The 25,008-nt window shown below is 66.4% G+C and carries 24 protein-coding genes and 1 tRNA gene; 13 read left to right on the forward strand and 12 right to left on the reverse strand.

All coding sequences use genetic code 11. The features are described 5' to 3' along the window. Positions 1-85 precede the first annotated feature (85 nt). Complete coding sequence (locus tag PWF70_RS14860; protein ID WP_006360053.1) at positions 86-460, forward strand: hypothetical protein; 375 nt, start codon at positions 86-88, stop codon at positions 458-460. After that, entirely contained in the window at positions 460-2,115 is a 1,656-nt protein-coding gene (locus PWF70_RS14865; protein WP_006360054.1) for an alpha/beta hydrolase, read from the forward strand. The genes PWF70_RS14860 and PWF70_RS14865 overlap by 1 nt, the downstream gene beginning before the upstream one ends. A gap of 12 nt (positions 2,116-2,127) precedes the next feature. Here the strand turns inward: PWF70_RS14865 and PWF70_RS14870 are convergent, their stop codons facing one another. Beyond that, a complete protein-coding gene (locus PWF70_RS14870; protein ID WP_035754064.1) occupies positions 2,128-3,426 on the reverse strand; it encodes a uracil-xanthine permease family protein in 1,299 nt (432 codons plus the stop codon). A gap of 126 nt (positions 3,427-3,552) precedes the next feature. Here PWF70_RS14870 and PWF70_RS14875 point away from each other — a divergent pair, with 126 nt between their 5' ends. The 3 genes from PWF70_RS14875 to cmrA all read left to right on the forward strand — a co-directional run bounded on the left by PWF70_RS14875 (position 3,553) and on the right by cmrA (position 7,135). Further along, positions 3,553-4,116 carry a PadR family transcriptional regulator gene (locus tag PWF70_RS14875; protein ID WP_006360056.1) on the forward strand — a complete coding sequence of 188 codons (564 nt, stop codon included), beginning with the start codon at positions 3,553-3,555 and terminating at the stop codon, positions 4,114-4,116. A gap of 76 nt (positions 4,117-4,192) precedes the next feature. Continuing rightward, the gene (locus tag PWF70_RS14880; RefSeq protein WP_035754063.1) at positions 4,193-6,256 is read left to right on the forward strand and encodes an NADPH-dependent 2,4-dienoyl-CoA reductase; all 2,064 of its coding nucleotides are present in this window, start codon (positions 4,193-4,195) and stop codon (positions 6,254-6,256) included. A gap of 72 nt (positions 6,257-6,328) precedes the next feature. Next, on the forward strand, positions 6,329-7,135 hold the full coding sequence (cmrA, locus tag PWF70_RS14885) for a mycolate reductase (protein ID WP_006360058.1): 807 nt from the start codon (positions 6,329-6,331) through the stop codon (positions 7,133-7,135). Positions 7,136-7,154: 19 nt separating this feature from the next. Here the strand turns inward: cmrA and PWF70_RS14890 are convergent, their stop codons facing one another. Continuing rightward, entirely contained in the window at positions 7,155-8,735 is a 1,581-nt protein-coding gene (locus PWF70_RS14890) for a helicase HerA-like domain-containing protein (RefSeq protein ID WP_006360059.1), read from the reverse strand. A gap of 70 nt (positions 8,736-8,805) precedes the next feature. Between PWF70_RS14890 and orn the strand changes: the two genes are divergently transcribed. From orn to PWF70_RS14910, 4 genes are all read left to right on the forward strand, one after another. Beyond that, positions 8,806-9,405 (forward strand): oligoribonuclease, encoded by a 600-nt coding sequence (gene orn / locus PWF70_RS14895; protein WP_006360060.1) that lies wholly within the window; start codon positions 8,806-8,808, stop codon positions 9,403-9,405. 102 nt (positions 9,406-9,507) lie between these two features. After that, positions 9,508-9,580, forward strand: a tRNA-His gene (locus PWF70_RS14900). Positions 9,581-9,722: 142 nt separating this feature from the next. After that, positions 9,723-10,067, forward strand: a complete 345-nt coding sequence (locus PWF70_RS14905; RefSeq protein WP_006360061.1) for a YciI family protein — start codon at positions 9,723-9,725, stop codon at positions 10,065-10,067. A gap of 3 nt (positions 10,068-10,070) precedes the next feature. Further along, positions 10,071-11,363 (forward strand): RNA polymerase sigma factor, encoded by a 1,293-nt coding sequence (locus PWF70_RS14910; protein WP_006360062.1) that lies wholly within the window; start codon positions 10,071-10,073, stop codon positions 11,361-11,363. A 14-nt stretch (positions 11,364-11,377) separates the two neighbouring features. On the opposite strand, the gene PWF70_RS14915 is transcribed toward PWF70_RS14910, so the two are convergent. Next, a complete protein-coding gene (locus PWF70_RS14915) occupies positions 11,378-13,063 on the reverse strand; it encodes a hypothetical protein (protein WP_006360063.1) in 1,686 nt (561 codons plus the stop codon). Positions 13,064-13,102: 39 nt separating this feature from the next. After that, positions 13,103-13,582, reverse strand: coding sequence for a signal peptidase I (locus tag PWF70_RS14920; RefSeq protein ID WP_231380939.1), 480 nt, complete (start codon positions 13,580-13,582; stop codon positions 13,103-13,105). A gap of 7 nt (positions 13,583-13,589) precedes the next feature. On the opposite strand from PWF70_RS14920, the gene PWF70_RS14925 reads away from it, so the two are divergent. Next, on the forward strand, positions 13,590-13,904 hold the full coding sequence (locus PWF70_RS14925; protein WP_231380936.1) for a hypothetical protein: 315 nt from the start codon (positions 13,590-13,592) through the stop codon (positions 13,902-13,904). A gap of 115 nt (positions 13,905-14,019) precedes the next feature. On the opposite strand, the gene PWF70_RS14930 is transcribed toward PWF70_RS14925, so the two are convergent. The 4 genes from PWF70_RS14930 to PWF70_RS14945 all read right to left on the reverse strand — a co-directional run bounded on the left by PWF70_RS14930 (position 14,020) and on the right by PWF70_RS14945 (position 18,933). Beyond that, positions 14,020-14,649: a SipW-dependent-type signal peptide-containing protein gene (locus PWF70_RS14930; RefSeq protein ID WP_006360065.1), complete on the reverse strand. Its 630-nt coding sequence runs from the start codon at positions 14,647-14,649 to the stop codon at positions 14,020-14,022. Positions 14,650-14,931: 282 nt separating this feature from the next. Then, a complete protein-coding gene (locus tag PWF70_RS14935) occupies positions 14,932-15,825 on the reverse strand; it encodes a hypothetical protein (protein ID WP_006360066.1) in 894 nt (297 codons plus the stop codon). A 54-nt stretch (positions 15,826-15,879) separates the two neighbouring features. Then, positions 15,880-16,197, reverse strand: coding sequence for a cutinase family protein (locus tag PWF70_RS14940; protein ID WP_231380932.1), 318 nt, complete (start codon positions 16,195-16,197; stop codon positions 15,880-15,882). A gap of 684 nt (positions 16,198-16,881) precedes the next feature. Continuing rightward, positions 16,882-18,933, reverse strand: coding sequence for a heavy metal translocating P-type ATPase (locus PWF70_RS14945; protein ID WP_081474364.1), 2,052 nt, complete (start codon positions 18,931-18,933; stop codon positions 16,882-16,884). 208 nt (positions 18,934-19,141) lie between these two features. Between PWF70_RS14945 and PWF70_RS14950 the strand changes: the two genes are divergently transcribed. Both PWF70_RS14950 and PWF70_RS14955 read left to right on the forward strand, forming a co-directional pair. Further along, positions 19,142-20,722: a DUF222 domain-containing protein gene (locus PWF70_RS14950; protein WP_483154465.1), complete on the forward strand. Its 1,581-nt coding sequence runs from the start codon at positions 19,142-19,144 to the stop codon at positions 20,720-20,722. A 64-nt stretch (positions 20,723-20,786) separates the two neighbouring features. Further along, on the forward strand, positions 20,787-21,161 hold the full coding sequence (locus tag PWF70_RS14955; protein ID WP_006359636.1) for a DUF5655 domain-containing protein: 375 nt from the start codon (positions 20,787-20,789) through the stop codon (positions 21,159-21,161). 10 nt (positions 21,162-21,171) lie between these two features. On the opposite strand, the gene nadC is transcribed toward PWF70_RS14955, so the two are convergent. The 4 genes from nadC to PWF70_RS14975 all read right to left on the reverse strand — a co-directional run bounded on the left by nadC (position 21,172) and on the right by PWF70_RS14975 (position 24,119). Further along, on the reverse strand, positions 21,172-22,074 hold the full coding sequence (nadC, locus tag PWF70_RS14960; RefSeq protein WP_081724804.1) for a carboxylating nicotinate-nucleotide diphosphorylase: 903 nt from the start codon (positions 22,072-22,074) through the stop codon (positions 21,172-21,174). A 14-nt stretch (positions 22,075-22,088) separates the two neighbouring features. Continuing rightward, on the reverse strand, positions 22,089-23,147 hold the full coding sequence (gene nadA, locus PWF70_RS14965; RefSeq protein WP_006359638.1) for a quinolinate synthase NadA: 1,059 nt from the start codon (positions 23,145-23,147) through the stop codon (positions 22,089-22,091). A gap of 178 nt (positions 23,148-23,325) precedes the next feature. Continuing rightward, positions 23,326-23,847, reverse strand: coding sequence for a DUF1990 domain-containing protein (locus PWF70_RS14970; RefSeq protein ID WP_006359639.1), 522 nt, complete (start codon positions 23,845-23,847; stop codon positions 23,326-23,328). Next, positions 23,844-24,119 (reverse strand): helix-turn-helix domain-containing protein, encoded by a 276-nt coding sequence (locus PWF70_RS14975; RefSeq protein ID WP_040004234.1) that lies wholly within the window; start codon positions 24,117-24,119, stop codon positions 23,844-23,846. Before PWF70_RS14975 ends, PWF70_RS14970 begins: the two co-directional genes overlap by 4 nt. 91 nt (positions 24,120-24,210) lie before the next feature. On the opposite strand from PWF70_RS14975, the gene map reads away from it, so the two are divergent. After that, positions 24,211-24,981, forward strand: coding sequence for a type I methionyl aminopeptidase (map, locus tag PWF70_RS14980; RefSeq protein ID WP_286352655.1), 771 nt, complete (start codon positions 24,211-24,213; stop codon positions 24,979-24,981). Positions 24,982-25,008 lie beyond the last annotated feature (27 nt).

Here is a 25,008-nt window from a genome sequence, read left to right on the forward strand (position 1 = left end):
TTCGGAACCGGCGAGGCGCGCGGCGCGTCCAAGAATCGCGCCACCTCTCCGGGTGGTCGCAGTCCTCGAAGAGTCACGGAGGATCATGCCATTCCCGTTCCCCATCCCCTCACCCGTTCCGCTCGTCCCCCAGTGGTTTCCCCGATCTGATCGCGGAAACGACTCGGAGAAGGATGTTTTCGGGGTTTCGCCGGACGAGATCGAGGCGGTCGTCAGGTCGTGGCGCGCCAATGGCATCGCCATCCACGCGATCGATACCGCGACCCTCGGCGACGCCCGGGGCTCATCGAGTCGGGTGGCCCGTGCACTCCGCGACACCGCCGGACCTGCCGGTCGCGCCGTCGAGTCGATCGGCGACCGCCTCATCGCGATGAGCGAGATCCTGGCCACCTTCGAAGCGACGACGACCTCGGCGGACGCCCGAGCTGCCGCGACGTTCGAAGCACTGCGGGACCGCTGATGCGCCCTACGATCTCGGCGCTGCGCGCCTGGAATCCGCAGTCCTTCGCCGACGCGGGATCGGCCGCATCGACCGCGGCCGAATCTCTCGACACCGGAATCGACCGCGCCCGGACGGCATTCGAGTCATCCGACTCGTGGCGTGGACGCACCCGTGCCGCCGCACACGACCGTATCCGGCAGGAGCACGACCACGCCGGCGAGGTCCGCAACGCGCTGCAGATGGTCGCCGACGAAGCATCCGACGCCGGGACCGACCTCGCATATGCGCGCGAGCACGTGTTGCGTCTCGTCGACGCCGCAACCGGCGCAGGTTTTCGCGTCGCCGACGACGGCACGGTCACCCACCCCGATCCCGGCCGGGTCACGGCGGCCGCCGAGTTCAGCGGCTCGATCGAGTCCGGTCTGGCCGCCGTCGACGGTCTCGACGAACGCTACGGCTCGCGACTCGACGGGCTCGCGACCGACCTCGCGTCAATGGTCGACGGACAACCCGATGTGACGCTTCCCGGGAATCGCCCCTTGGACGCCGACGCTGCCGTCCGAGTGCTCGAGTCACTCACTCCCGGCCAGGTCCGCGACATCCTCGAACAGATGGCACCCGACGACATACGACGCCTCATCCAGGCGAATCCGCATGTGCTGGGCAACCTTCCAGGCGTTCCCTTCGACCTTCGCATCCAAGCCAACGAGATCAACATCCGCAACGCCCTGGTCGACGAGATCCAGGCCGGCCGGAGCGAGGGTCGTCGTGCCCGGACGCTGCGGGAGATGCTGACGCCCGGCGACGGGCGCGAGCGGCAGTTCGTGACCTTCGTGAACACACGGCAGGGACGCGTCGTCGAGATGATCGGCACGCTGCGTCCAGGCACCAGGAATGCCGCCACCTATGTACCGGGAACCGGCACCACCATCGACACCGCCGGCGGCGACAACCGCCGCGCCGCAGCCGAACTCGCCGACCAGACCAACGGCCCGGTGTTCCTCTACCTCGACGGCGATCTGCCTCCGGATCTCCGCGCGGCCACGAGTCCGGCCTTCGCCGGCGCCATGGCCGCGCGGCTCGAGCTGTTCGGAACCGAACTCGACGCCGAGATCGCCCGCCACGCACCCGGCGCGAGCACCACCTACATCGGCCACTCCTATGGCGGGGTGGTGGTCGGCACCGCCGAGCAGCTGGGCCTGACTCCGGACCGCGTCATCTACGCGTCGTCGGCCGGCACCGGGGTGCACGATCTAACGCACCCCGGCGGCGTCGAACGGTACTCGCTGACATTTCCCGGCGACCCGATCCACTACGCGCAGTCCCTACCCGGGAACCCGCATGGCTCCGACCCCGACTCCGCACCCGGGGTGACGCGTCTCGACACCGGTACGGTCCAGATCGACGGACGCACCTACGACAGCGGGATCAAGACCCACGGCGGCTACTGGGACGACCCGCACTCGACGGCCTTCCGGAACATGGTGAAGGTCATCACCGGTCAGCAACCCGACCTGTACGTCGCGCGCAAACCCGATGTCCCCGAACTCCCGCCACCACCGCTCGGCGCACCGGCACCCCTGTGGGGGCTGTATCTGCTCAACGACCGCGCCGACGGAGATGTGGACCTACCAGGCCCCATCCCCGACATCCCGCTGAAACTCCCGTGGTGACGACCGACCTGTTCAGGACTTGTCGGGAACCACCGTCCCGCGCCAGCCACCGATGATCCGCATCGAGTGGTAGATGACCAGGGCGGCAACCGAGCCCAGCGAGATACCGGCGAACACGAGATCGCCGATCTGCCAGGTGTAGTCGGCGATGCCGATGATGAGCGGGATCGCGGCGGTGAACTGGTTGATCGGCTTGGAGAAGTCGACCTTGTTGCTGACCCAGATCTGCACGCCGATGATGCCGACGAGGCCGTAGAGGGCTGTCGTGACCCCGCCGAGGACGCCCGGCGGTATGGCGGCGATCACCGCACCGATCTTCGGCGACAGGCCGAGCAGGATCGCGGCCGCACCGGCCACCCAGTAGGCCGCGGTCGAGTAGACCTTGGTCGCCGACATCACGCCGATGTTCTCGGCGTACGTGGTCGTCGCCGAACCGCCACCGCTGCCGGCGAGCATCGTCGCCAGACCGTCCGCAGCGAGCGCGCGGCCCATCGTGTCGTCGTAGTCCCTGCCGGTCATCATCGCGACCGACTTCACGTGACCGATGTTCTCGACGACGAGGACCAGGACGACGGGAAGGAACAGCGGCAGGACACCGAGATCGAAGGTCGGGGTCTGGAAGTCGGGCAGGCCGACCCACGCGGCGTCGGCGATACCGGAGGTGTCGATGTAGTCGTTGTCGGAGTCGATCCAGTCGAGGACGAGCGCCAGCACATAGCCGAACGCGACGCTGAGGAAGATCGCCAGACGACCGAGCAGCCCGCGGAACAGCACCGCCGAGGCGACGAGCAGGACCAGAACGATGGTCGCGAGGACGGGGTCCGCGACGAAGTTGTTCTTCGCGGCCGGGGCCAGGTTCAGGCCGATCAGTGCCACGATCGCACCGGTCACCACCGGCGGCATCAGCGTCTCGATCCACTTCACGCCGGCGAAATGACTGATCAGACCGATGATGACGAGCAGCGCACCGACCGCGACCAGGCCACCGAGCGCCGACGATGCCCCGTCGGAGGCGACCGCCGCCGTCACCGGCGCGATGATCGCGAAACTCGAGCCCAGATAGCTGGGGAGACGGTTACGGGTGATCAGCAGGAACAGGATGGTGCCGATACCCGAGAACAGCAGGGTCGTCGACGGCGGGAACCCGGTGAGGACCGGCACCAGGAAGGTCGCGCCGAACATCGCGACCACATGCTGCAAACCGATGCTCACAGTCCGCGGCCAGGTCAGCCGTTCCTCCGGTGCCACCACGGTGTTCGTCGTGAGCTTCCACGACAGCAGGTTCTGGGATCTCGTCCCCGGTTCAGTCATGCGCAACAGTTTGCGGCACTCACGGCTTGCCCGCTCCCCTTACCCCGGTGCTCACTCGGCGCATATGCAACAAGACTCATAAGCACCTTGTTGCATAGTGCCCTGTTGCGGTGTTAGCGTGCTCACATGGCGCTCGAACATGCGATTCTGGTGTCGCTGGCGGAGCGACCCGGCACGGGTTACGAGATCGGTCAGCAATTCGACCGGTCGATCGGTTACTTCTGGTCGGCCACCCACCAGCAGATCTATCGGACGCTCAAGAAGCTCCTCGACGACGGCCTGGTGAGTGTCGAGTCGATCAGCCAGGACGGCCGCCCGGACAAGAAGGTCTACACCATCTCCGACTCGGGCCGAGATGCGCTGGCGCAGTGGGCGATGAGCCCCACACCACGGCAGGCACTCCGCAGCGACATCGGCGTCAAACTCCGCGCCGCCGAGTTCGGCGACCTCGCCGCCATCATCGGCGAGCTCAAGGCCCACCGCGACGAGCACGTCGCACAACTGACGTTGTTCAAGGGATTCCAGGCGGACTACTACCCCGAGCCCGACACCCTGACCGGCCGCAAGCTCCACCAGTACCTCGTGCTGCGCGGCGGCATCCGGCAGGAGGAGGGCTACATCGAGTGGTGCGACGAGGTCATTCCCGCACTCGAACGCGAACTCGCCGGGATGAACCAGCGACACCCGTGACGGCACGGAACCACCACCCAGACAGAGCATTGCACGCACACAGCGTCACCACGACACCGAGATGAAAGGTCGCGCCATGTCAGCCCACACGGCACAACCCAACCCGCATTACCCGCACCTGTTCACGCCGCTGCAGATCGGCGGCATGACCATCGAGAACCGTCTGGTGATGGGGTCGATGCACACAGGTCTCGAGGATCGCCTCTGGGACACCGACAAGCTCGCCGCGTACTTCGCCGAGCGCGCGAAAGGCGGTGCGGGACTGATCATCACGGGCGGTTTCGGCACCAGCCGCACCGGCCTGCTCGCCTTCGCCGGCGGCAAGATGACCAACGCCCTCGACTGGAAGCGACATCAGCGCGTCACCAAGGCCGTGCACGACGAGGGCGGCAAGATCGCCATGCAGCTCATCCACGCCGGCCGTTACGGGTACACCCCGTTCAAGGTCGCTCCGGGCAAGGATCCGTCGCCGATCCATCCGTTCAAGCACCTGCGGATGACCGAGCCGATCATCTGGCACGTCATCAAGACCTTCGGCCAGTCGGCGAAGCTGGCACGCAAGGCCGGGTACGACGCCATCGAGATCATGGGCGGCGAGGGGTATCTGATCAACCAGTTCCTGTGCCCGCACACCAATGACCGCACCGACAAGTGGGGCGGCAACACCGAGAACCGGCAGCGTTTCCTCGTCGAGGTCATCAAGGAGATCCGCCGTCAGGTTCCCCGCGACTTTCCGATCATCCTGCGTCAGTCCGTCGCCGACCTGATCCGCAAGGGCCAGACCTGGGACGAGATCGCCCTGATGGCACGCAAGGCCGAGGAGCACGGCGTCGATGCGATCAACACCGACATCGGCTGGCACGAGGCCCAGGTCCCCACGATCGTGACCTCGGTCCCCCGCGGCGCCTTCGTGAAGTTCACCGAGCGTCTCCGCGACGAGGTGTCGATCCCGCTGATCGCCGCCAACCGCATCAACACCGCGGAGTTCGCCGAGGAGATCCTCACCAACGGCCGCGTCGACGCCATCCAGATGGCCCGTCCGTTCCTCGCCGATCCCCACCTGGCCAACAAGGCCCGCGCGGGTCGCGCCGACGAGATCAACACCTGCATCGGCTGCAACCAGGCCTGCCTCGACCACGCCTTCGTCGGTAAGAAGGTGTCGTGCCTGGTGAACCCGCGTGCGGGACGCGAGACCACGCTGATCCTCAGCCCGACGCGCAAGGCCAAGCGGGTCGCCGTCGTCGGTGCCGGTCCGGCCGGCCTGTCGGCTGCCGTCTCGAGTGCCGAACGCGGCCACAAGGTGACGCTGTTCGAAGGTGGCAAGTCCATCGGCGGCCAGTTCTCCATCGCCGCCCGCATCCCGGGCAAGGAGGAGTTCAACGAGACGATCCGCTACTTCACCCGCAAGCTCGAGGTCCTCGGCGTCGACGTCCGACTCAACACCCGGGTCGACGCCGACACGCTCATCGCAGAGAAGTTCGACGACGTCATCGTCGCCACCGGTGTCGTGCCGCGCATCCCGAGCTTCCCCGGCGTCGACCACCCGATGGCGATGTCGTACGCCGACGCCGTCCTCGGTCATCGCGAGATCGGCAAGCGGGTCGCCGTCATCGGTGCCGGAGGTATCGGCTTCGACATCAGCGAGTTCCTCACCACCGACGAGTCGCCGACGCTGAATCTCAAGGAATGGGAACAGGAATGGGGCGTCACCGACGATCCGGAGAAGCCCGGTTTCGTCACCAAGCCCCGCCCCCTGCCGCCGGTGCGTCAGGTCTACATGGTGCAGCGCAAGTCCGGTAAGCAGGGCAAGTCGCTCGGCAAGACGACCGGCTGGGTGCACCGCGCCACGATGAAGATGAAGGGCGTCGAGCAGATCAGTGGCGCGACCTACGACAAGATCGACGATCAGGGTCTGCACCTCAGCTTCCGCGACGACGAGGGCAACGTGACGGAGACCCGGGTCCTCGAGGTCGACAACGTGGTCATCTGCGCGGGCCAGGAATCGGTGCGCGATCTCATCGATCCGCTGACCCTCGCCGGTGTCACCACCCACGTGATCGGCGGCGCCGACTACGCGGGCGAACTCGACGCCAAGCGCGCTATCCGGCAGGGCACCGAGGTCGCCGCCGGTATCGACTGACCTCTCGACCCATCTGTCGCTGCGCTCCGGCTCTTCTCGGGCCGGGGCGCAGCGGCCGCTACGATTGCTCCCATGCCGGTACCGCCGCCTTCAGAAAACGCCCGCGCCGTCGTCACCGGGGCCTCCTCCGGTATCGGTCGCGAGCTCGCCCGGGCGCTGGCCGCCCGTGGCCACTCGGTAGTCCTCGTCGCCCGTCGCGGTGAGCTCCTCGAAGAGCTCGCCGGCGAACTGCGGGCCGCCCATCGGGTCGCGGTCGAGGTCCGCGCGGTCGACCTGTCCGACCCGACCAAGGTCGAGGTCCTTGCCGCCGAGTTCGCCGGACGCGAGATCTCGATCCTCTGTAACAACGCCGGCATCGCCACCTTCGGCCCCGTCGCCGAACTCGACGCCGACTACGAGAAGTCCCAGGTCCTGCTGAACGTCAACGCCGTTCACGACCTGACCCTCGCTGTCCTCCCCCAGATGGTGAAGCGCGGTTCCGGCGGCATCCTCATGGTGGGGTCGGCAGCCGGCAACATGCCGATCCCGAACAACGCCACCTATGCCGCGTCGAAGGCCTTCGTCAACACGTTCAGCGAATCGCTGCGGGGCGAGGTCTCGGCACAGGGCGTCCACGTCACACTTCTGGCTCCCGGCCCGGTCCGCACCCACACACCGTCGCCCGACGAGGCGTCGATCGTGGACAAGGTCGTCCCCGACTTTCTCTGGCATTCATCCGCGAAGGTCGCCGAGATGAGTCTGGATGCCCTGGCGCACAACAAGATGCGTGTCGTCCCCGGAACCCTGTCCAAAGCCATGTCGGTGGCCGGCGGGTACACCCCGCGCGCCGTCGTCGCGCCGATCGTCGGCGGGTTCTACCGAAAGTTCAGCGCCGAGTAGGCCCGGCGCCGAACACTTCTCAACGCTTCCGACGCCGCCCCGTACCGAAGATCGCGCGACTGAACTCGCGTCCCGCGGCGCTGGCCGCCGACCGCAGGAAGCTCTGCACCGGCTTGCTGGTCAGCACCTCGGTGATGATGCCCGGCTCCTCGGGGACGGGCTTCGGTGCCGGAGTATGTTTCGGAGCCGGGACGGGAACCGGAGCCGGTGCGGGCGTGTCGGCGGATTCGCCGGGCGACAGCGTGTTGGCGGCGAGCATCTCGTAGGCCGACTCGCGGTCGATCGACTGCCCGTACTTCGCATACAGCGGACTCGCCTTGGCGGCGGCGGTGATCGCCTCCGCCCCGATGGCATCCATCGACGAACGCGGCGGACGCACGACCGTCCAGGCGACCGGGGTCGGCGCACCCTTCTCCGACAGCACCGTCACCACGGCCTCACCGGTGCCCAGCGAGGTGAGGACCTGCTCGAGCTTGTAGATCTCCGACACCGGGTACGTCTTGACCGTCTTCTTCAGCGCCTTCTGATCGTCAGGTGTGAAGGCACGCAACGCATGCTGGATGCGGGCGCCGAGCTGCGACAGCACCTCGTTGGGGATGTCGGTGGGCAGCTGCGAGCAGAAGAAGACGCCCACACCCTTCGAGCGGATCAGCTTGACCGTCTGCACGACCTGGTCGATGAACGCCTTCGACGCGTCGTCGAACAGCAGATGCGACTCGTCGAAGATGAAGACCAGCTTCGGCTTGTCGACATCGCCGACCTCGGGCAGGAACTCGAAGAGGTCGGCCAGAATCCACATCAGGAAAGTGGAGAACAGAGCAGGCCGGGCGGCCTGGGCGCCGAGCTCGAAGAGCGTGATGATGCCGCGACCGTCGGCGGCGAGGCGGATGAGGTCGGCGGGCTCGACCTCGGGCTCACCGAAGAACGTGTCGCCGCCGTCGGCCTCGAGATTGGTCAGGGAACGCAGGATCACGCCCGCGGTCTGGCGCGAGACCCCGCCGATGTTCTTGAGCTCTTCCTTGCCCTCGTCGCCGGTGAGGAAGGCGATCACCGACCGTAGGTCCTTCAGGTCGAGCAGCGGCAGACCCTTCTTGTCCGCCCAGTGGAAGATCAATCCGAGGGTCGATTCCTGGGTGTCGTTGAGGCCCAACACCTTGGAGAGAAGGATCGGGCCGAAGGACGTGATGGTCGCGCGGATGGGCACGCCGATGCCGGTGTCACCGAGCGAGACGAACTCGACAGGATGAGAGGCGGGCTGCCAGGAATCGCCGGTCTGCTGTGCGCGTTCGACGATCTTGTCGTTGCTGACGCCCTCGCGGCTCAGCCCCGACAGGTCTCCCTTGATGTCGGCCATCACCACCGGCACACCATTGGCGGAGAGCTGTTCGGCCAGCAATTGCAGGGTCTTGGTCTTGCCGGTGCCCGTGGCACCGGCGACGAGGCCGTGCCGATTCATCATCGCGAGCGGGATGCGCACCGAGGCGGTCGCGTCGACCTGACCGTCCACCGACACCGTCCCCAGTTCGAGCGAGGTGGAGGTGAAGGCGTAGCCGGCGGCGATGGTCTGAGCAGGGCTGAGGGCTTCGGTCACGAGGGACACAATAGCCCGCGAGGTGCCCCTGTTCTCCGTCTGACGCGGGCTCGTCGTGACGGTTGGCTAAGGTTGTCGGGTGCAGGACAAACTGGTGTGGATCGATTGCGAGATGACCGGCCTCCGACTCGAGTCGGACAAGTTGATCGAGATCGCGGCCCTGGTCACCGACGGTGACCTCAACATCCTGGGTGACGGCGTCGACGTCGTCATCCACGCCGACGACGCGGCTCTCGCGTCGATGCCCGACGTCGTGACCAAGATGCATGCCGATTCCGGTCTCACCGAAGAGGTGCGCGCGTCCACCGTCACCCTCGCCGAGGCCGAGAAGATGGTGCTCGACTACATCCGCAAGCACGTGACGTCGCCCGGTGCCGTCCCGCTGGCCGGCAACTCGATCGCCACCGACCGCGGCTTCATCGCCCGGGACATGCCCGAACTCGACGCCTACCTGCACTATCGGATGGTCGACGTCAGTTCGATCAAGGAACTGTGCCGCCGCTGGTTCCCGAAGGTGTACTTCGGCCAGCCCGACAAGGGCCTCGCCCATCGTGCCCTCGCCGACATCCGTGAATCGATCCGCGAGCTCCGTTATTACCGTGCAGCCGCCTTCGTGCCGGCTCCCGGCCCCGACGTCGATGCGCTCGCGAACATCGTCAAGGATCTCGGGCCCGCCTGAAAACGCAGGTCAGATAATCGATTGGAGTTCTGCGGCATCTACCCGCTAGAGTGTTCTTGGCTCTGAGACCAGGCGCGAAAGCCCGGGTGTCGGATGCCGATGGTGGATGTAGTTCAGTTGGTAGAGCACCAGGTTGTGATCCTGGCTGTCGCGGGTTCGAGTCCCGTCATCCACCCCGATGAGTGGGAGGTCCGAGTTTCGGGCCTCCCATTTTTCGTTTCCGACGAGAAGTTCCGGCGGCTGTCGATATCGCGTCCGCCCGTACGTCACCATGGTGTCGGACCACTCCGGTCCGGCGGCAGATGACTGGAGGAACGATGAAATACGCACTGCTGCTCATGGGACACGTCGACGACCCGGCATGCGGCGAAGAAGGCGGAGCGACGCCCGAGGAGTTCTTCGCGTTCGACCAGGAGATCACCGAAGCCGGCGTCGTGGTCAGCTCTTTCGCTCTCGAGGACGAACGCGCCGTCGTGCACACGAATGGCACGGGCGAGCGCGTCGTGGCGTCGTCGGGTCCGTTCGCCGAGGTTCGCGAGTTCGTCGGCGGCGTCTACGTCATCGACGTCGCCGACATCGACGAGGCGATCGAGTGGGCTCGCCGTAGTCCCGGTTCGGCACCGGGTGGGCACGTGGAGATCCGGCCGCTCGCGCCGTACTGAGCCGTGACCGGAACACCGGACCGCTCGGCGGGCGCGCCTCTCGTGGCCCGTCGAGCGGTTGCCACGATCGATCGCGGCATCCGCACTCGTGTCATCGCCACCCTCACCAGACGATTCGGTGATCTCGATCGCGCCGAGGACGCCCTGCAGGACGCTCTGGCGCAGGCCCTGGTCACCTGGCCGCAGACAGGTGTCCCCGAGTCACCAGAGGCGTGGCTCACGACGACCGCGAAACGTCGGGTGCTCGACGAACTGCGGCGGGAGAACGTCCTCGCCGGGAAACTCGGGCAGCTGCAGACCGATTCGGACCGCGCGCCCGTTCCGGCGGACTTCGGCGACCCCGCCGACATCACGCATCCGGCATTGCCCGACGAACGCCTCGGCATGTACTTCGCGTGTACCCACCCGGTTCTGCGGATCGAGGACCGGATCGCGCTCATGTTGCGGTTCGTCGCCGGGCTGACCACACCCGAGGTCGCGCACGCACTCCTGATCCCGGTTCCGACCGCACAGCAGCGACTCGTGCGCGCGAAGAAGCGGATCAAGGCACTCGGCGTGCCGTTCCATCCGCCGCGTGCCGACGACCTACCGGACCGCCTCGGGGGCGTCCTACGTGTTGTGTACCTGGTGTATTCGGAGGGTTACGCACGGTCGACGGGTAGCTCACACATCCGCGACGACATCACCGCCGAGGCCATCGCGCTGGCGCGGACTCTGTATGTCCTGCTCCCCTGCGCCGAGACCGCCGGGCTGCTCGCTCTGCTGTTGCTCACCGAATCTCGGCGGCCCGCACGGGTGGACCCCGACGGCCGGCCGATCCCACTGTCCGACCAGGACCGGACCCTCTGGGTCACGGCAATGGTGAGAGAGGGCACCGCACTCGCCGAATCCGCTGCTGCACAACGTGACGCGGGTGCCTACACGATCCAGGCAGCGATCGCCGCGGTTCATGCGGAGGCGCGGACCGCCGATGACACCGACTGGGCGCAGATCGCGGTTCTCTACCGCCTGTTGGAAGCGCACGATCCCGGCCCGGTCGTGCGGATCGGCCGGGCCGTCTCCGTCGGACGGGCGTTCGGACCGTCACGCGGGATCGAGATGCTCAACCGGTTGGCGTCGAACCCCTCGCTCGACCGGTATCGCCCGTTCCATGTGGCGCGGGCACTGACACTCGCGGAACTCGACGATCACGACGGCGCAGCGGCCGCCTACCGTCGCGCGCTCGAGCTGCCCGGCAACGAGGCCGAAGACGACTATCTCGCAAGCATTCTCGCCGGGTTGACGCAGGACTCCTGACGACGAGAGACCGGTTACTCGTCGTCCGCGGAGGAGTCCGCCGAGGACTCGTCCGAACTCGATCGCGACCGGCTCTTCTTCTCGGGAGTGGGCACCGGGTCGGAGTCCTCGGCCTCGACTGCAGGCGCCTCGGCCGCGGGCGCGTCGTCGGTCGGGGCCGCTTCCGGTTCACTGGTCTCCGGCGCGTTCGCGACGGGTGCGGGTGCGGACGTCGTCGTCGAGGTCACCGGCACCTCCGGGTCCGGCAGGACGAACGTGAATCCGGCTGTGCCCGCGGGCTTCCACATCGCCTTACCGGCGGCGCTCGGCGCGGTGAACGCCACCCAACCGGTGTAGGTCTGCCCCGGTGCCAGCTGATCCGGCAATTGCGCTCCCTCGGTTGTCGCCTGCCCTGATGCCTGTTGCACTCCCCCGACCATCGGGGCGAAGTCATCCCAGGCGATCGATGACAACCGGCCGTCACCCCCGGTGTCCGACGTGGTCACCGACATCTTCACCGCGACCGTCGCTTTCGCCCCTTCCGAGGGAGCGGTGGACTCGATCTTCTGGATCGTCGCCGTACCGAGGTCGGTGCCATCGGTGGCGATCACCGGGAACTGATCCCCGACGTCGACGTCGGTCGGGGTCGTCGGACCTTGCTTCAGCGCCGGGGTTTCGGCGGCTTCGCTCTCGGAAGAGCTTGCCGACGAGGAGCTCTCGGACTCGGAACTCTCGGAGTTCTCGGAACTCTCGGAGCTCGAGGACTCCGATTCCGAACTCTCGGAGCTCTCGGCGGCCGAACTCTCCGCGGACTCCGACGGCGTGGCGCTCTCCGAGGACGGCGCGAGGCGTGCCGCCATTCGTGCCGCGCCCGCAGCCTGGACAGAAGATCCTGCATCCGGAAGCGCAACCCCGATACCACATTCGGCGCGGACGAACTGGATACTGACGGTCCAGACGGTCGAGTGCGGCCACAAGAGGTTCTGGATATCGAGGTCCAGGATCAGCGTCGACAGAGCGGTCTTCGCGGTAGTGGCAACGATGCTGCGGAACGTCCCCTCTACCCGGTACCCCACCGCGTTGTCGGTGAAGGACCTCGACCCGTTCGGCGGGGGCATTGCGTAATTGTTGTTTGAGCCGATGCCGATATAGATGTCACCGCCGGTCGGAGCTGTGGCCGTGGGTGTGACCGTTTCGCCGTAGTTCGATGAAGTGCAGTTGACCGCAGCCGTGTAGATGTTCTCCTTCGTGTCCAGGACCGACACGGTCGAGCTGAACGGATTCAACCAGTTCGGCGTGGGGGACGCCCTCAGGTCCCGCGCCGTTGAGGTCGCGGATGCCGAAATGTTGCCGGCGGTGCGGGTCAGCGTCGCCTCCGACCGCCCTCGCGCAGCGACCATGCCCACACCGAAGAAGCCACTCCCGCTGTACCTGGAGGTGAAGGTGGTTGCACCGGGGGTCACCGTGGTCCCCGGGTTGGCAAACGTATGCGTGGCAGTCGTGGCGTCCCATGTGTCACCGCTGATCAACCGCTGGTTCTTTGTGTGCGCGGTGATCGAACGGGCGTACCCGTCAGTGGCCGGAGCGAGACGGAATGTGGAACTCCCCCAGACCTTGTCATTCCACGCCGCGAGCACGCCGGTCGCCTGCGCGACCACGCCGAGTACCGCAATCATGCCGATGACGGCGATCAGGATCTTGCTGCGCTTGGTGAGGTTCATGCTTGCCGTGTATCTCTATGAGTTGCGGAGGAACTGGGTTCAAGAACGAGAGGGTTCGTTGTGCTCGTCCCGGCGGCGACCGGTCGTCGACTTCGGCCAGAACGCCCAGAGGACGAGGAGTGCCGCACCGAGGGTGATGGCCCCGAGAACGTACGGATTCGACAACCAGACGATCTGCTTTGCGAGACCCGGTGCATGCCAGACGACTTTGCGCACCTGGCTCACGCGGTAGGGCTCCGGGTCGGGGTTCGGATTGGCATCGCCCTGCATCTCGATGAGGGCCTCGCCGCCGCCGAGTTGCTTCACCGCGATCGCCCGATGAGTGATCGGCTTCAGACCGATCCCACGGTCGACGGTGATGACATCTCCGACCTTCACCTCGGTCGCAGGGATCTCGTGCACGACAGCGATGGATCCTTGCGGGATGGTGGGATCCATCGAACCTGTCTTGAACATGATGATCGTGTAGTTGCCCACGAAGGCGAGGACTGTCAGCGCAATACACAACACGCCGAACACTGCGAGGATGTTCAGCCCCCAGTCGACGAGCCGACTGCCCAGCGACCGCGTCGCCGGCGTCGCCACGTGCGATTCGACGGGCGCCGGTTCGGCAGTAGCCGCGTCCACAACCGGCGGTGACGGCACGATCGGAATCGGCAGGGTCGGGGCCTCCGACGCCGGAACGTGGCCCGCCGGAGCCGACGTCCAGACCACCCGCGGGGCAGGTGCCACGACCCTCATCGGTGCGGTCACCGTCCACGAATCCCGAATGCCGGACCCATTCGCGTCGGGTCGGTCGGTGCAGGGACTCGAGGTCGTCGTCATCGCGCCGTCTCTCTGAGATCTAGGGGTGCGGATTCGGTTGGCAGGCAGCACAACTCTGCGGGTCGCGTGAACCCTCGATCCGGCGGCGCCCAGGGATGGGAAGGAGGCTTTGCCGCCGGATCGAGAACGACTCACGGGTTGTCGACGCTCTGTGCCCTCATCTCCCAGCGCGGGGTGACACTCGTGTCGAGGATGTTGTTGGGATTGGCGCTGGCCGGCAACGTCACCTCGAAGTCGATCTTCTTGGCCGTGTTCTTGGTGACCCGGAACGTCGTTGCGACGCCGCTGCTACTCAGCTGCTGGTTGTTCACCAGGGTGGTGGACCCGTCCTTGATGGTCACGTAGAGCGCCTGGGCAAGAGTGTTGGTCGCGTTCGCAGGAGCCTGGATGGTGATGTCGGCGTCCATCTTGCCCTTGGTCTCTTTGAGCCAGAAGCTGCCCTTGGTGGTCTGCCCGGGCATCAGGTTGACCGGGTTCACACCCGCGACCACTGGGAACGAGATGACGCCGGGGGCGGCGCTGTCCGCATACTCCGCGAACCCCTCCGTATCCGACACGGTACTGGCCTGCACGTTCCAAGCGCTCTCGCCGATACCGAATGTTCCGGAACCGAATACGGTGTCGTTCCACGCGGCGAGGGTGACCACAGCGCCAACGCCGAGGACTGCACCGGAGGCGAGGATGGCCTTGCGCTTGCGGCTCTTGCGGTTGCGCTCTTCGTCGGTCAGGGGGGCGCTGGTGGGGGTCTGGTTGTTGGTCATCTTCCGTCCATCATTCTGCGGGGGCGTAGCTCATTGCTACTCACGAGTAATTTAGATTGTTTCGGATTTTTTGTTACCTGTTTTTCGAGATTGGCCGTGTGAAGTGACTCACCGCCTCTAGGTCATTTGTTCCAGAATTCTGATTACATCCGTTGTCGTATCTGTCGGCCGTTTGAACTACAGATCCAAATGGACATTCGACCAAGATCTTTAATGTCCCGAAATTTACGACAATGGTCATTGGTATTTCGACAACAGCTATTGGCACACGTCGGCAGCGGCCTAGTCCGAGTCACCTTCCACCTTCGAGCCGGCCTTGTTGATGGTGTCCGCCAGCCAGACGCCCAGCCATGCGATCGCACTCCGACCCACTTCATCCACGACGAGCTTCGCGTAGTCGGTGTGCGAGCTCCCGGAGTAGAAGTCCTTCGCCGTGACGGCGTCGCGGATCAGCGACGCCGGGTCGGTGATGGCCTGCTTCGTGACGATCCTGGCCAGCTCCTTGCCGAGCTCCCTGAACTCGGGCGAGATCAGTTCGGACAACACCCCGGAGTTCTTCCCCTCGCCCGCGTCCTCGTCGTCAGAGGCATCGACGGTCGTGTCCGCAACCAGCGAGGCGAGTTCTTTCCCCAGCTCCAGAACCTCCTCGGCCGAGACCTCGGTGTCCGGGATCGATGCCGCACCGACTCGTGCCCCCACCGATCCTGCCGCCGTCCAGGTCAGCTCCTGAACCTCCCCGACCAGGTCCGCGCTACGTTCGATGTCCACCCGATCGAGTACGCGGCAGATCGAGGCGCCGACCTTGGCGAGACCCGTCTGATCCGGGATGAGGTCGAGGATGCGGGCGGTCTTCGCGTAGTCCACCGTGTCCGCGAGCTTCACGAATGGGCGCAACTGCGTGTTCACACGCCCCGCGACCTTATGGGCGGAGCGAAGGTCTCCCACCCCGATGAGCTGCGGCAATCGACCGATGTCCGCACCCAGACCGGCATAGTCGATCCTGGCGATCGCGCCGACGACGTCGATGGCGGTCTCGACGGCGTCCGCCACCTCCTCCGCCCCCTCACTGAGGACGGTGCCGATCTTGCCCAGGACGGGATGGCGCCGCTTGTCGATGGAGCAGTAGAGGTCGGAGGGTGCACAGATGCTCGTGACCTTCCCGGACAGCTTCCCCATCCCCTCGGGTCGCGGGTCGGCGATCCCGATGCCGCGCGGCTTCGGGCCGACGGTCTACTGACCAGCGGTTCCGTTACCGGGGTCGGCGAGTAGGCCGACTGCCAGCACCTTGTCCGCCGGGATCGGGCCGTCGCCGTTGCCGATCGCCGCGGCGAGATCTCCCGCCGCGTCCGCACCCTGGCTGTAGCCACTGATCGTGAACTTCAGATCGGGATCGGCTTCCGCCCGGTCGGCGAGGACCTTCGACGCGTTCGCGATCGCGGTGGCCTTGCTGTCCCCGTACGTCCGCCCGTTGTCGAAGGCCCGCGCCATGTAAGGCAGGAAGTAGATGGTCGCCGAGTCGCCATGCGTCCGCGAGATCGAGTCGGCCACCCCCGCCAGCGCTCCGGTGGCGTGGGTCGGGTCAGCGGCCGCATCCGTTTCCCAGGTCCCGGGAATGAAGAGATTGAAGGTCGAAACCGTCGGAGGCGGAGCGGCGACGCCGGCACCAGCCCCTCCGAATGCGGTTGCCGCGACACTCGCAGTGAGCGCTATTCCACCCAGACCAATTGCCCATTGACGAGCAGATCGAAAACCGACGAACTGAGACGCTTTGCCGGTTCTGTCGCACGCGTGTCGGGGCTTACGCGCAGAGGAAGAGTATTTCATGAGGGGATGTCACAAATCTTCACATCGTTGGGGAGACGGAACAACAGGTGCGGACGGAGAGGGTCTTTCGACCCCCCTTTCCACATTGTTGTTACTTAGCAGTAGATATGAAAATTCGACTATTACGGGACGATTTCAAGAATCCCAGAGAATACTTTCAAGACCCGTAGAATCCTGTTTCATATAGGAAACTGAAACATGTTGTGGTGCAGTGTATTTCAGATAACATCGCAGGTAGGGCCATGCTGGACAAATGATCCTGTGTGAGTGAGATCACCAGCGTGATGTAGCCGTTCTCGATCACGAACCTTGAGAGGCCCTTCGCAGACACGGCGACGGCTCGGAACCGCCGGGAGACAGCGGGTCCGAGCCCTCGGGCAGACCAGGCGTCAGGTCACCCGATCGCAGTCACCGTGACGCTTGCCGATCGGGGGACAGATCGAGCCGACGGAGTAACTGGGCGTTGAGCGCGACGACCACCGTCGACACCGACATCAGGATCGCGCCGACGCTCATCGGCAACACGAATCCGATCGGCGCCAACACACCGGCCGCGAGTGGAACGGAGATCAGGTTGTACCCGGCCGCCCACCACAGGTTCTGCACCATCTTCCGGTAGCTCGCCCGCGACAACTCGATCACCGAGAGCACCGACCGCGGGTCCGAGGACGCCAGGATCACGCCCGCGGAGGCGATGGCGACGTCGGTACCGGCGCCGATGGCGATCCCGACGTCCGCCTGCGCGAGCGCCGGCGCATCATTCACCCCGTCACCGACCATCGCGACCCGCTTACCCTCGCGCTGCAGCTCGGCCACCTTGTCGGCCTTGTCCTCTGGCCGGACACCTGCGTAGACGCGGTCGATCCGCAGCTCGCGAGCCACATCCTCGGCCACCGCTCGCGCGTCTCCGGTGACCATCACCGCTTCGACCCCACGGCGCCGAAGGCCGTCGATCGCTTCGCGCGACTCCGGTCGCACCTCATCGGTCAACGCCAGCGCTCCGACGACCTCACCGTCGGCGACGACGTGCAGGATGATCGCGCCCTCATCGCGCCAGGTGCCCGCGATCGACAGCTCTGCAACACCCTGGCTGTCGAGCAATCTCGGCCCGCCCACCGCAATGTGCACTCCGTCCACTCTCGCCGAGACACCCACCGCCGGTGAGGAGGTGAAGTCCTGCGCCGCCGGCACCTCCAGTCCCCGCCCCCGGGCGGCCTCGACTATTGCGACGGCGAGTGGATGCTCGCTGTCCGCCTCGGCCGACGCGGCCAGCACCAGGACCTCGTCCGGGGTGCGGCCGCGCGCTGGTTCGACGGAACGGACCGTCGGAGCTCCACGGGTCAGCGTCCCGGTCTTGTCGAAGAGGACGGCGTCGACCGACCGCATGGTCTCGAGGGCGAGCCGGTCGGAGATCAGCACTCCCCCTCGCGCCGCGCGCTCCGTCGCGATCGAAACCACCAACGGGATGGCAAGACCGAGAGCGTGCGGGCAGGCGATGACGAGGACAGTGATCACCCGGACCACCGCGGAGTCAGGCATTCCCACCGAGGTCCAGACGACTGCCGTGACAGCTGCCGCGGAGAGGGCAAACCAGAAGAGCCACCCGGCGGCGCGGTCGGCAAGACGTTGGGCACGCGACGTCGACGCCTGCGCTCGGGCGACGAGCCGTTCGATCCCGGCCAGCGCGGTGTCATCACCGATCGCGGTGACCCGGACACGAACCGCGGAATCGGTAGCGACGGTCCCGGCGATCACGCGATCCCCGACCGATCGTCGTACCGGGCGCGACTCACCGGTGATCATCGACTCGTCCACATCCGCCGTACCGTCGACGACGTCACCGTCGGCCGGGATCGATGCACCCGGCCGAACCAGTACCACGTCGCCCACCTGCAGCTCGGAGACGGCGACGGTGACCGTTCCGGCGCCGTCGACCTTCTCCGCCTCATCGGGCAACAAGGCCGCCAGCGAGTCGATGGCCGATGTCGTCTGGGCCAGCGCACGCATCTCGACCCAATGCCCCAGGAGCATGATCGCGACAAGGAGCGCAAGCTCCCACCAGAAGTTCAGCTCACCGGACAACAACCCCAGACTCGCGCCCCACGACGCCACGAAGGCGACAGTGATGGCCAGCCCGATGAGCAGCATCATCCCCGGCCGGCGGGACCGGATCTCCCCGACCGCACCGGCGAGGAACGGCCGGCCGCCCCAGAAGTAGATGACCGTGCCCAGTACCGGCGAGATCCACATGACCCACCCGTGGTGAGGCAGCGAGTATCCGATCAGGTGGGCGAACATCTCGTTGAACGCCACCGTCGGGATGGCCAGTACCACCATGATCCAGAACAGTCGGCGGAACCGGCCGACGTGGTCGGCGTGACCGCCGTGTTCGCCACCAGCGTGCTGGTGACCTTCGTGCGTACCCGTGTCGTGCGCGGGATGGATCGCTGTAGCACTCATGCGACCGACTATATACCCCATACCCGTATATCGTAATAGCCAATCTTCGTTGCGAGGTTCGCCGACACCCGGCCCGCCGTGGGAGACCCGATAGCACACACCTCCGACAAACGTGGGTCACCTATCTGATTTCGATAAGCGTTGCACCGCAGCATGATTCCGGCTAAAGTCGAATGTACATTCGAACACGGCATCGGGGGTGACCGTCTTGACCGGAATCTCGACCACCGACGTCGGGCCGTCGACCCGCCCCTCCGAACTCGTGCAGGAACTGCATCGGATCACCGCCGAACTCCAGGCCGTCGATCTGGCGCAGTGCTCCGATGCCGAACTCATCGACGTCGCCGCCGGAACCGAACAGGCCATCGCCCGACTCACTTTCGCCGGCGACCGACAGATCATCGAGATCGCCGACCGCGACCTACCCCACAAGACCGGCCACCGCAGCATCACCCAGTTCATGACCCACCGCCTACGCGTGGCCGACCCCATGCGCCGCACCAAACAACGCCACGCGACCGCCACCCACCTCAGCCCGACCGGCGAACCACTCGAACCCGAACGCCCCGCTCTGGCAGAGGCATTGGCCGACGGCAAGGTCAGCACCTCCCACGTCCGGGCAGTACTCGACGTCCTCGACCAGATCCCACACGCCGTCGACCACGACGTAAAGGTCGCCGCCGAACGACAGATGGCCGAGATCGCCGTCGACCACACCCCCGCCGACATCACCGCCCTCGGTGCACGACTGCTGGCCCACCTCGACCCCGACGGCACACTGACCGACGACACCGACCGCAAACGTCGACGCAATCTGTCGGTCAACCGGCAACGCGCCGACGGCACCGCCCAGATGACCGCCAACCTCACCCCCGAACTCCTCGCCCGCATCACCATGCTGCTCGCCGTCTGGGCCAAACCCGGCATGAACAACCCCGACGACCCCGACTCCCCCCACGGTTCCATCGAGGACGCCGACCCCGAGGCGGTCGAAGCCGCAGCCGCACGCGACGACCGCACCCCCGCCCAGCTCAACCACGACGCCCTCAACGCACTCCTGAAAGCCGTGTTCGACGACGGACTCCTGGGTAAGAGCCACCGCGGGTTACCCATCCAGCTGATCATCAAAGCCGATCTCAACGACCTACGACGCGAAGCCGGGTTCGCCACCACCGCGACCGGCACCCTGATCCCGATCACCGACCTCGTCAACATGGCCGCCGACACCCAGCCCTGGCTGGCGGTGTTCAAAGACGCCACCGCCGTCCCGCTGTACTTCGGACGCGGCAAGAGGTTGGCCACCCGTGAACAACGTCTCGTGTCCTTCGCCCGACCCGACGGCGAGGTCTGTTCCACCCCCGACTGCGGCATATCCGCCGCGCACGTGGAAATGCACCACGCGCAACTGGATTGGGGTCTCGGTGGACTCACCGACATCACCGACCTCGCACCGGCGTGCCCGAAACACAATCGCATGGTCAGCAATGAACCCGGCGGCTACACCACCCGCATGGTCCGTGAAGGCCCCGACGAAGGCCGCTGCGCCTGGCGGTTGAACGCCGAACCCGGCGCACCACCCAACCCCGAACGCATCAACCGCCGACCTGACATCCCCCGCCGATTCAACGAACAACTCAAACAGGTACGCAACGAGATCCACGGACCCGAACCGGAGTCCGGCGATACCCCACGCCTCCAGATGCGCCAGATCATCGACCTCCGCAACGCCTCCGACGCCGAAGCCACCCTCGCCTCGATACTCCTCGCCGCCGCCTACCCGCACCGGTGAGAATCGCGGTCGTGAAGAAGGTGGTGGACCGTCGTCGAGGATTCCGTGCGATTCTGGAGCCAGAATGACCATGGACACCCCGCACAAGGTCGAGGACTTCTTTGCAGGCTCGCCGGTGGGCCTGTCGATCCACCGTGCGGTCGAGGACGCCATTCATGAACTGGGAGACGACATCACCGTCCGAGTTACGAAGAGCCAAGTCAACTTTCGACGTCGGACCGGTTTCGCCTTCGTGTGGCGTCCCGGCCTGTACCTGCGATCCGAAGTACCAGCGGTGTTGTCGATCGCCCTTCCGCACCGCATCGACTCTGCCCGCTTCAAGGAAGTCGCGCACCCCTCACCGCGCGTGTGGATGCACCACCTGGAGGTGCGTGGGGCCGCGGAGGTGGACGAGGAGGTCCACCGGTGGCTCAGTGAGGCCTATGACGCCGCGGACTGACGTCGTCAGACTACGGCGCGGGGATGTCCAGCCCGAGGTCGAGCACCGTGACCGAATGGGTGAGTGCACCGACGGCCAGGTAGTCGACGCCCGTGCGGGCGTAGTCCTCGGCAACGTCGAGCGTCAGACCACCGGAGCTCTCCAGCTTGGTCTGCGGCGAGTGGGTGTTGCGTCGCTGCACGGCCATCTGGGTTTCCCACGGCTCGAAGTTGTCGAGCAGCACGAGCTGCGGCTCGAGCGGCAGGACCTCGTCCAGCTGGGACAGGGAGTCGACCTCGACCTCGACGGGAAGGCCCGGAGCTGCGGCGCGAACCGCTTCCAGCGCCGCTGCGACCGAACCGGCGGCGACGACGTGGTTGTCCTTGATCAGTGCGGCGTCGCCGAGACCCATGCGGTGGTTGACTCCCCCACCTGCGCGGACCGCATACTTCTGCAGCAGTCGCAGGCCGGGGAGCGTCTTACGGGAGTCACGAATCTGCGCGGATGTGCCGGAGACCGCGTCGACCCACGCCCGGGTCGCGGTCGCGATCCCGGACAGATGGCAGATCAGGTTCAGCGCGGTGCGTTCGGCCGTCAGGAGCGCGGCCGTCGGCGCGTGGACGCGCAGGACGACATCGCCGGGTTCGACGACGCTGCCGTCGGCGACGGCGTCCGTCACCTCGAAATTGCCCGCGCCGATGACCTCGTCGAACACCGCGATCACCACCGGCACACCGGCGATCACGCCATGCGCACGACTCACGATCGCGGCGTCGACGACAGCGCCGGCCGGGACCGTCGACAACGTGGTGACGTCGGGCCCGTATCGCAGGTCTTCGTCGAGCGCGGTACGGATGAGGGCGCGGACATCGTCGTCGATGGCCAGTTCGAGCGCGCCGCCGGCCGCGGCCTGGCCGATGAAACCTTCACTCACAGCAGAGTTTCCGGTCACTCGCCCGACCCCGGGTTACCGATCGCGATCATCCGCTCGACGCTCTTGCGAGCCTTCTCCGCGACGTCGACGTCGACGAATACCTCGTCGCGGCCCTCACGCAGGCAGCGCAGCAGTGCGGAAGGGGTGATCATCTTCATGTAGGGGCACGACGCGCGGTCGTTCACGGCCTGGAAGTCGACCCCCGGTGCGGCCTTGCGGAGCTGGTGCAGCATGCCGATCTCGGTGGCGACGAGAACCTGCTTGGCGCCGGTCTCCCGCGCGGCGTCGAGCATGCCGCCGGTCGAGAGGATCTTCACGCGATCCTCGGGCACGGCACCCTCACCTGCCAGATAGAGAGCCGAAGTGGCGCAGCCGCATTCGGGGTGGATGAACAGGTCTGCATCGGGGTGCGACGCGGCCTGGTCGGCCAGCTCGTCACCGTTGATGCCGGCGTGCACGTGGCACTCGCCCGCCCAGATGTGGATGTTGTCCCGGCCGGTCTCCCGCTTGACGTGCGCACCGAGGAACTGGTCCGGGAGGAACAGCACGTCGCGGTCCGGGTCGATCGAGGCGACGACGTCGACGGCGTTCGACGAGGTGCAGCAGATGTCGGTCAGACCCTTCACCTCGGCGGTGGTGTTCACATACGAGACGACGACCGCCTCCGGGAACTCGGCCTTCCAGGCGCGCAGTTCGTCGGCGGTGATCGAGTCGGCCAGCGAGCAGCCGGCACGCTCGTCGGGGATGAGTACCCGCTTCTCAGGGCTGAGGATCTTGGCTGTCTCCGCCATGAAGTGGACACCGCAGAAGATGATCTCGTCGGAGTCCACCTCGGCCGCGATGCGCGACAGGGCAAGGGAGTCACCGACGTGATCGGCGACGTCCTGGATGGCGGGAAGCTGGTAGTTGTGCGCGAGCAGCGTCGCATTGCGGGCACGAGCGAGGCGCCGGACCTCGTCTGCCCACTCCTGAGTCGGTTCGACGCCGGCGTAGCCGCCCGGTGCGTCGAACCATTCGGCATCGAGGAGCCCGGGGGCGGCCACGGCCGCCGGGCGATCACTGGTGATGCTCATTGCCACTCCTCTGGCTGTCCCGGCGGGCGTCTACCACCACCGGGTCATCGGTGTCCCCGGAGCACGGGCCGTGTGTCCGAAGCAGGTTTTCGACTCATGGTCGAAAACGCTATGCATCGTAACATTCACCACACCCGGTTCATTCCCGTCGTCCCTCGCGCCAGAGCAGGCCGACCGGTCAGGAGCACATCAGGGCGTCGAGGTACCGCTCGGCGATCCGCGACTGCGCCACCCGCCCGATCGGGCCACCGAGTCGCGTGAACCAGCGGCCCGGTCTCGAGAACGCGACGATGTGCGCGACCACGGAGTCGTCCGGGAGTCGCTGAACCCAGAACCGCTCCTCCCCGATCTCCGGGTGACCGGGCAGGGTCCCGTAGGCGAAGCCGCGCTCAGCCCCCGAATCGATCGACCCCGAATCGATCACCTCGATGACCCGACACGCGGCAGAGATCCGCACGGGGCCCACGCCCAGACGCATCGACACCGTGGCACCGACCTCGGCAGCAGGAGTGGAGGCGTCGACGCCGATCCCGGCGCGACGGTGCATGTCCCAGTTCAGGATTCGGTCTGCGACGGTGGTGAAACATCCCTCGCTCGCACCGATCACGCGCGATCGCCGCAGATGGTGATAACCCGCCGGCAGCTCTCCGGCGGTCGCACCGACCTCCGCGTAGGTGAGGCCCGACGGACGCGGCGTCACCCGGCGCGCGCCACCTCGGCGTCGAGGACGGTGTCGTCATGCACCGCCGCCAGGTCGTCGAGCGAGGTGTTCAGCGACCGAGCGAGCGCGGCGATGGTGGCGAACGCGGGCGTCGGCATGCGGCCCGTCTCGATCTTGCGCAGCGTCTCCGGGGAGATCCCCGCGCTGACGGCCACCTCACCGAGAGGACGGGCGCCACGGAGTTCGCGCAGCCGGGCGCCCAGACGGCGGCCGGCGTCGATCTGTTCCGGCGTCAACGGGTTGCGGACCATGCCCACGATCCTAGCCGATGCGGTATACATATACCGAGAGTCCGGTATTTCTATACCGCATACCGCCAACGTCAGCGAAGGGGAAATGGGAATGGTCGAGCTGAAGTCACCGTCCGAGGTCGACGCCATGGCGGTGACCGGCGCGTTCATCGCGGACCTGCTCGCCGACCTCGCGGAACGGGCCGACGTCGGGGTCAATCTCCTCGACCTCGAGCAGCGCGCCCGCGACCTCATCGCCGATCGCGGCGCGAAATCCTGCTACTGGGACTACTCGCCCTCGTTCGGCCACGGCCCCTTCCGCAACGTCATCTGCCTGTCGGTGAACGATGCGGTCCTGCACGGCCTCCCCCACGACTACGTCCTGGCCGACGGCGACCTGCTGTCCATGGACATCGCGGTCTCGATCGACGGCTGGGTCGCCGATTCCGCCCGCAGCGTCATCGTCGGCACACCCCGCCCGGAGGATCAGCGTCTCGTCCGGGCGACCGAGGAGGCCCTGTCGGCGGCCATCGACGCCGCCCGCCCCGACGCCCGGCTCGGCGACATCTCCGCCGCGATCGGAACCGTCGCCAAGTCCTACGGATACCGCGTCAACACGGAGTTCGGCGGCCACGGCCTCGGGCGCACCATGCACGAGGACCCGCATGTGGCGAACATCGGCAAGGCCGGTCGCGGAATGAAACTGCGGCCCGGGCTGACACTGGCGCTCGAACCCTGGTTCACGCTCGGCACCGACCGCATCAAGTTCGACGCCGACGGCTGGACGATCCGATCGTTCGACGGCTCTCGCGGTGCGCACAGCGAACACACCATCGCGGTCACCGACGGCGCGGCACGCGTGTTGACGTCGAAGGTTCGCTGATCACGCGGCGTCGGGGGCCATACAATC

The sequence above is a fragment of the Gordonia sp. Swx-4 genome (assembly GCF_030316175.1).
Taxonomy (GTDB): Bacteria; Actinomycetota; Actinomycetes; order Mycobacteriales; family Mycobacteriaceae; genus Gordonia; species Gordonia alkanivorans.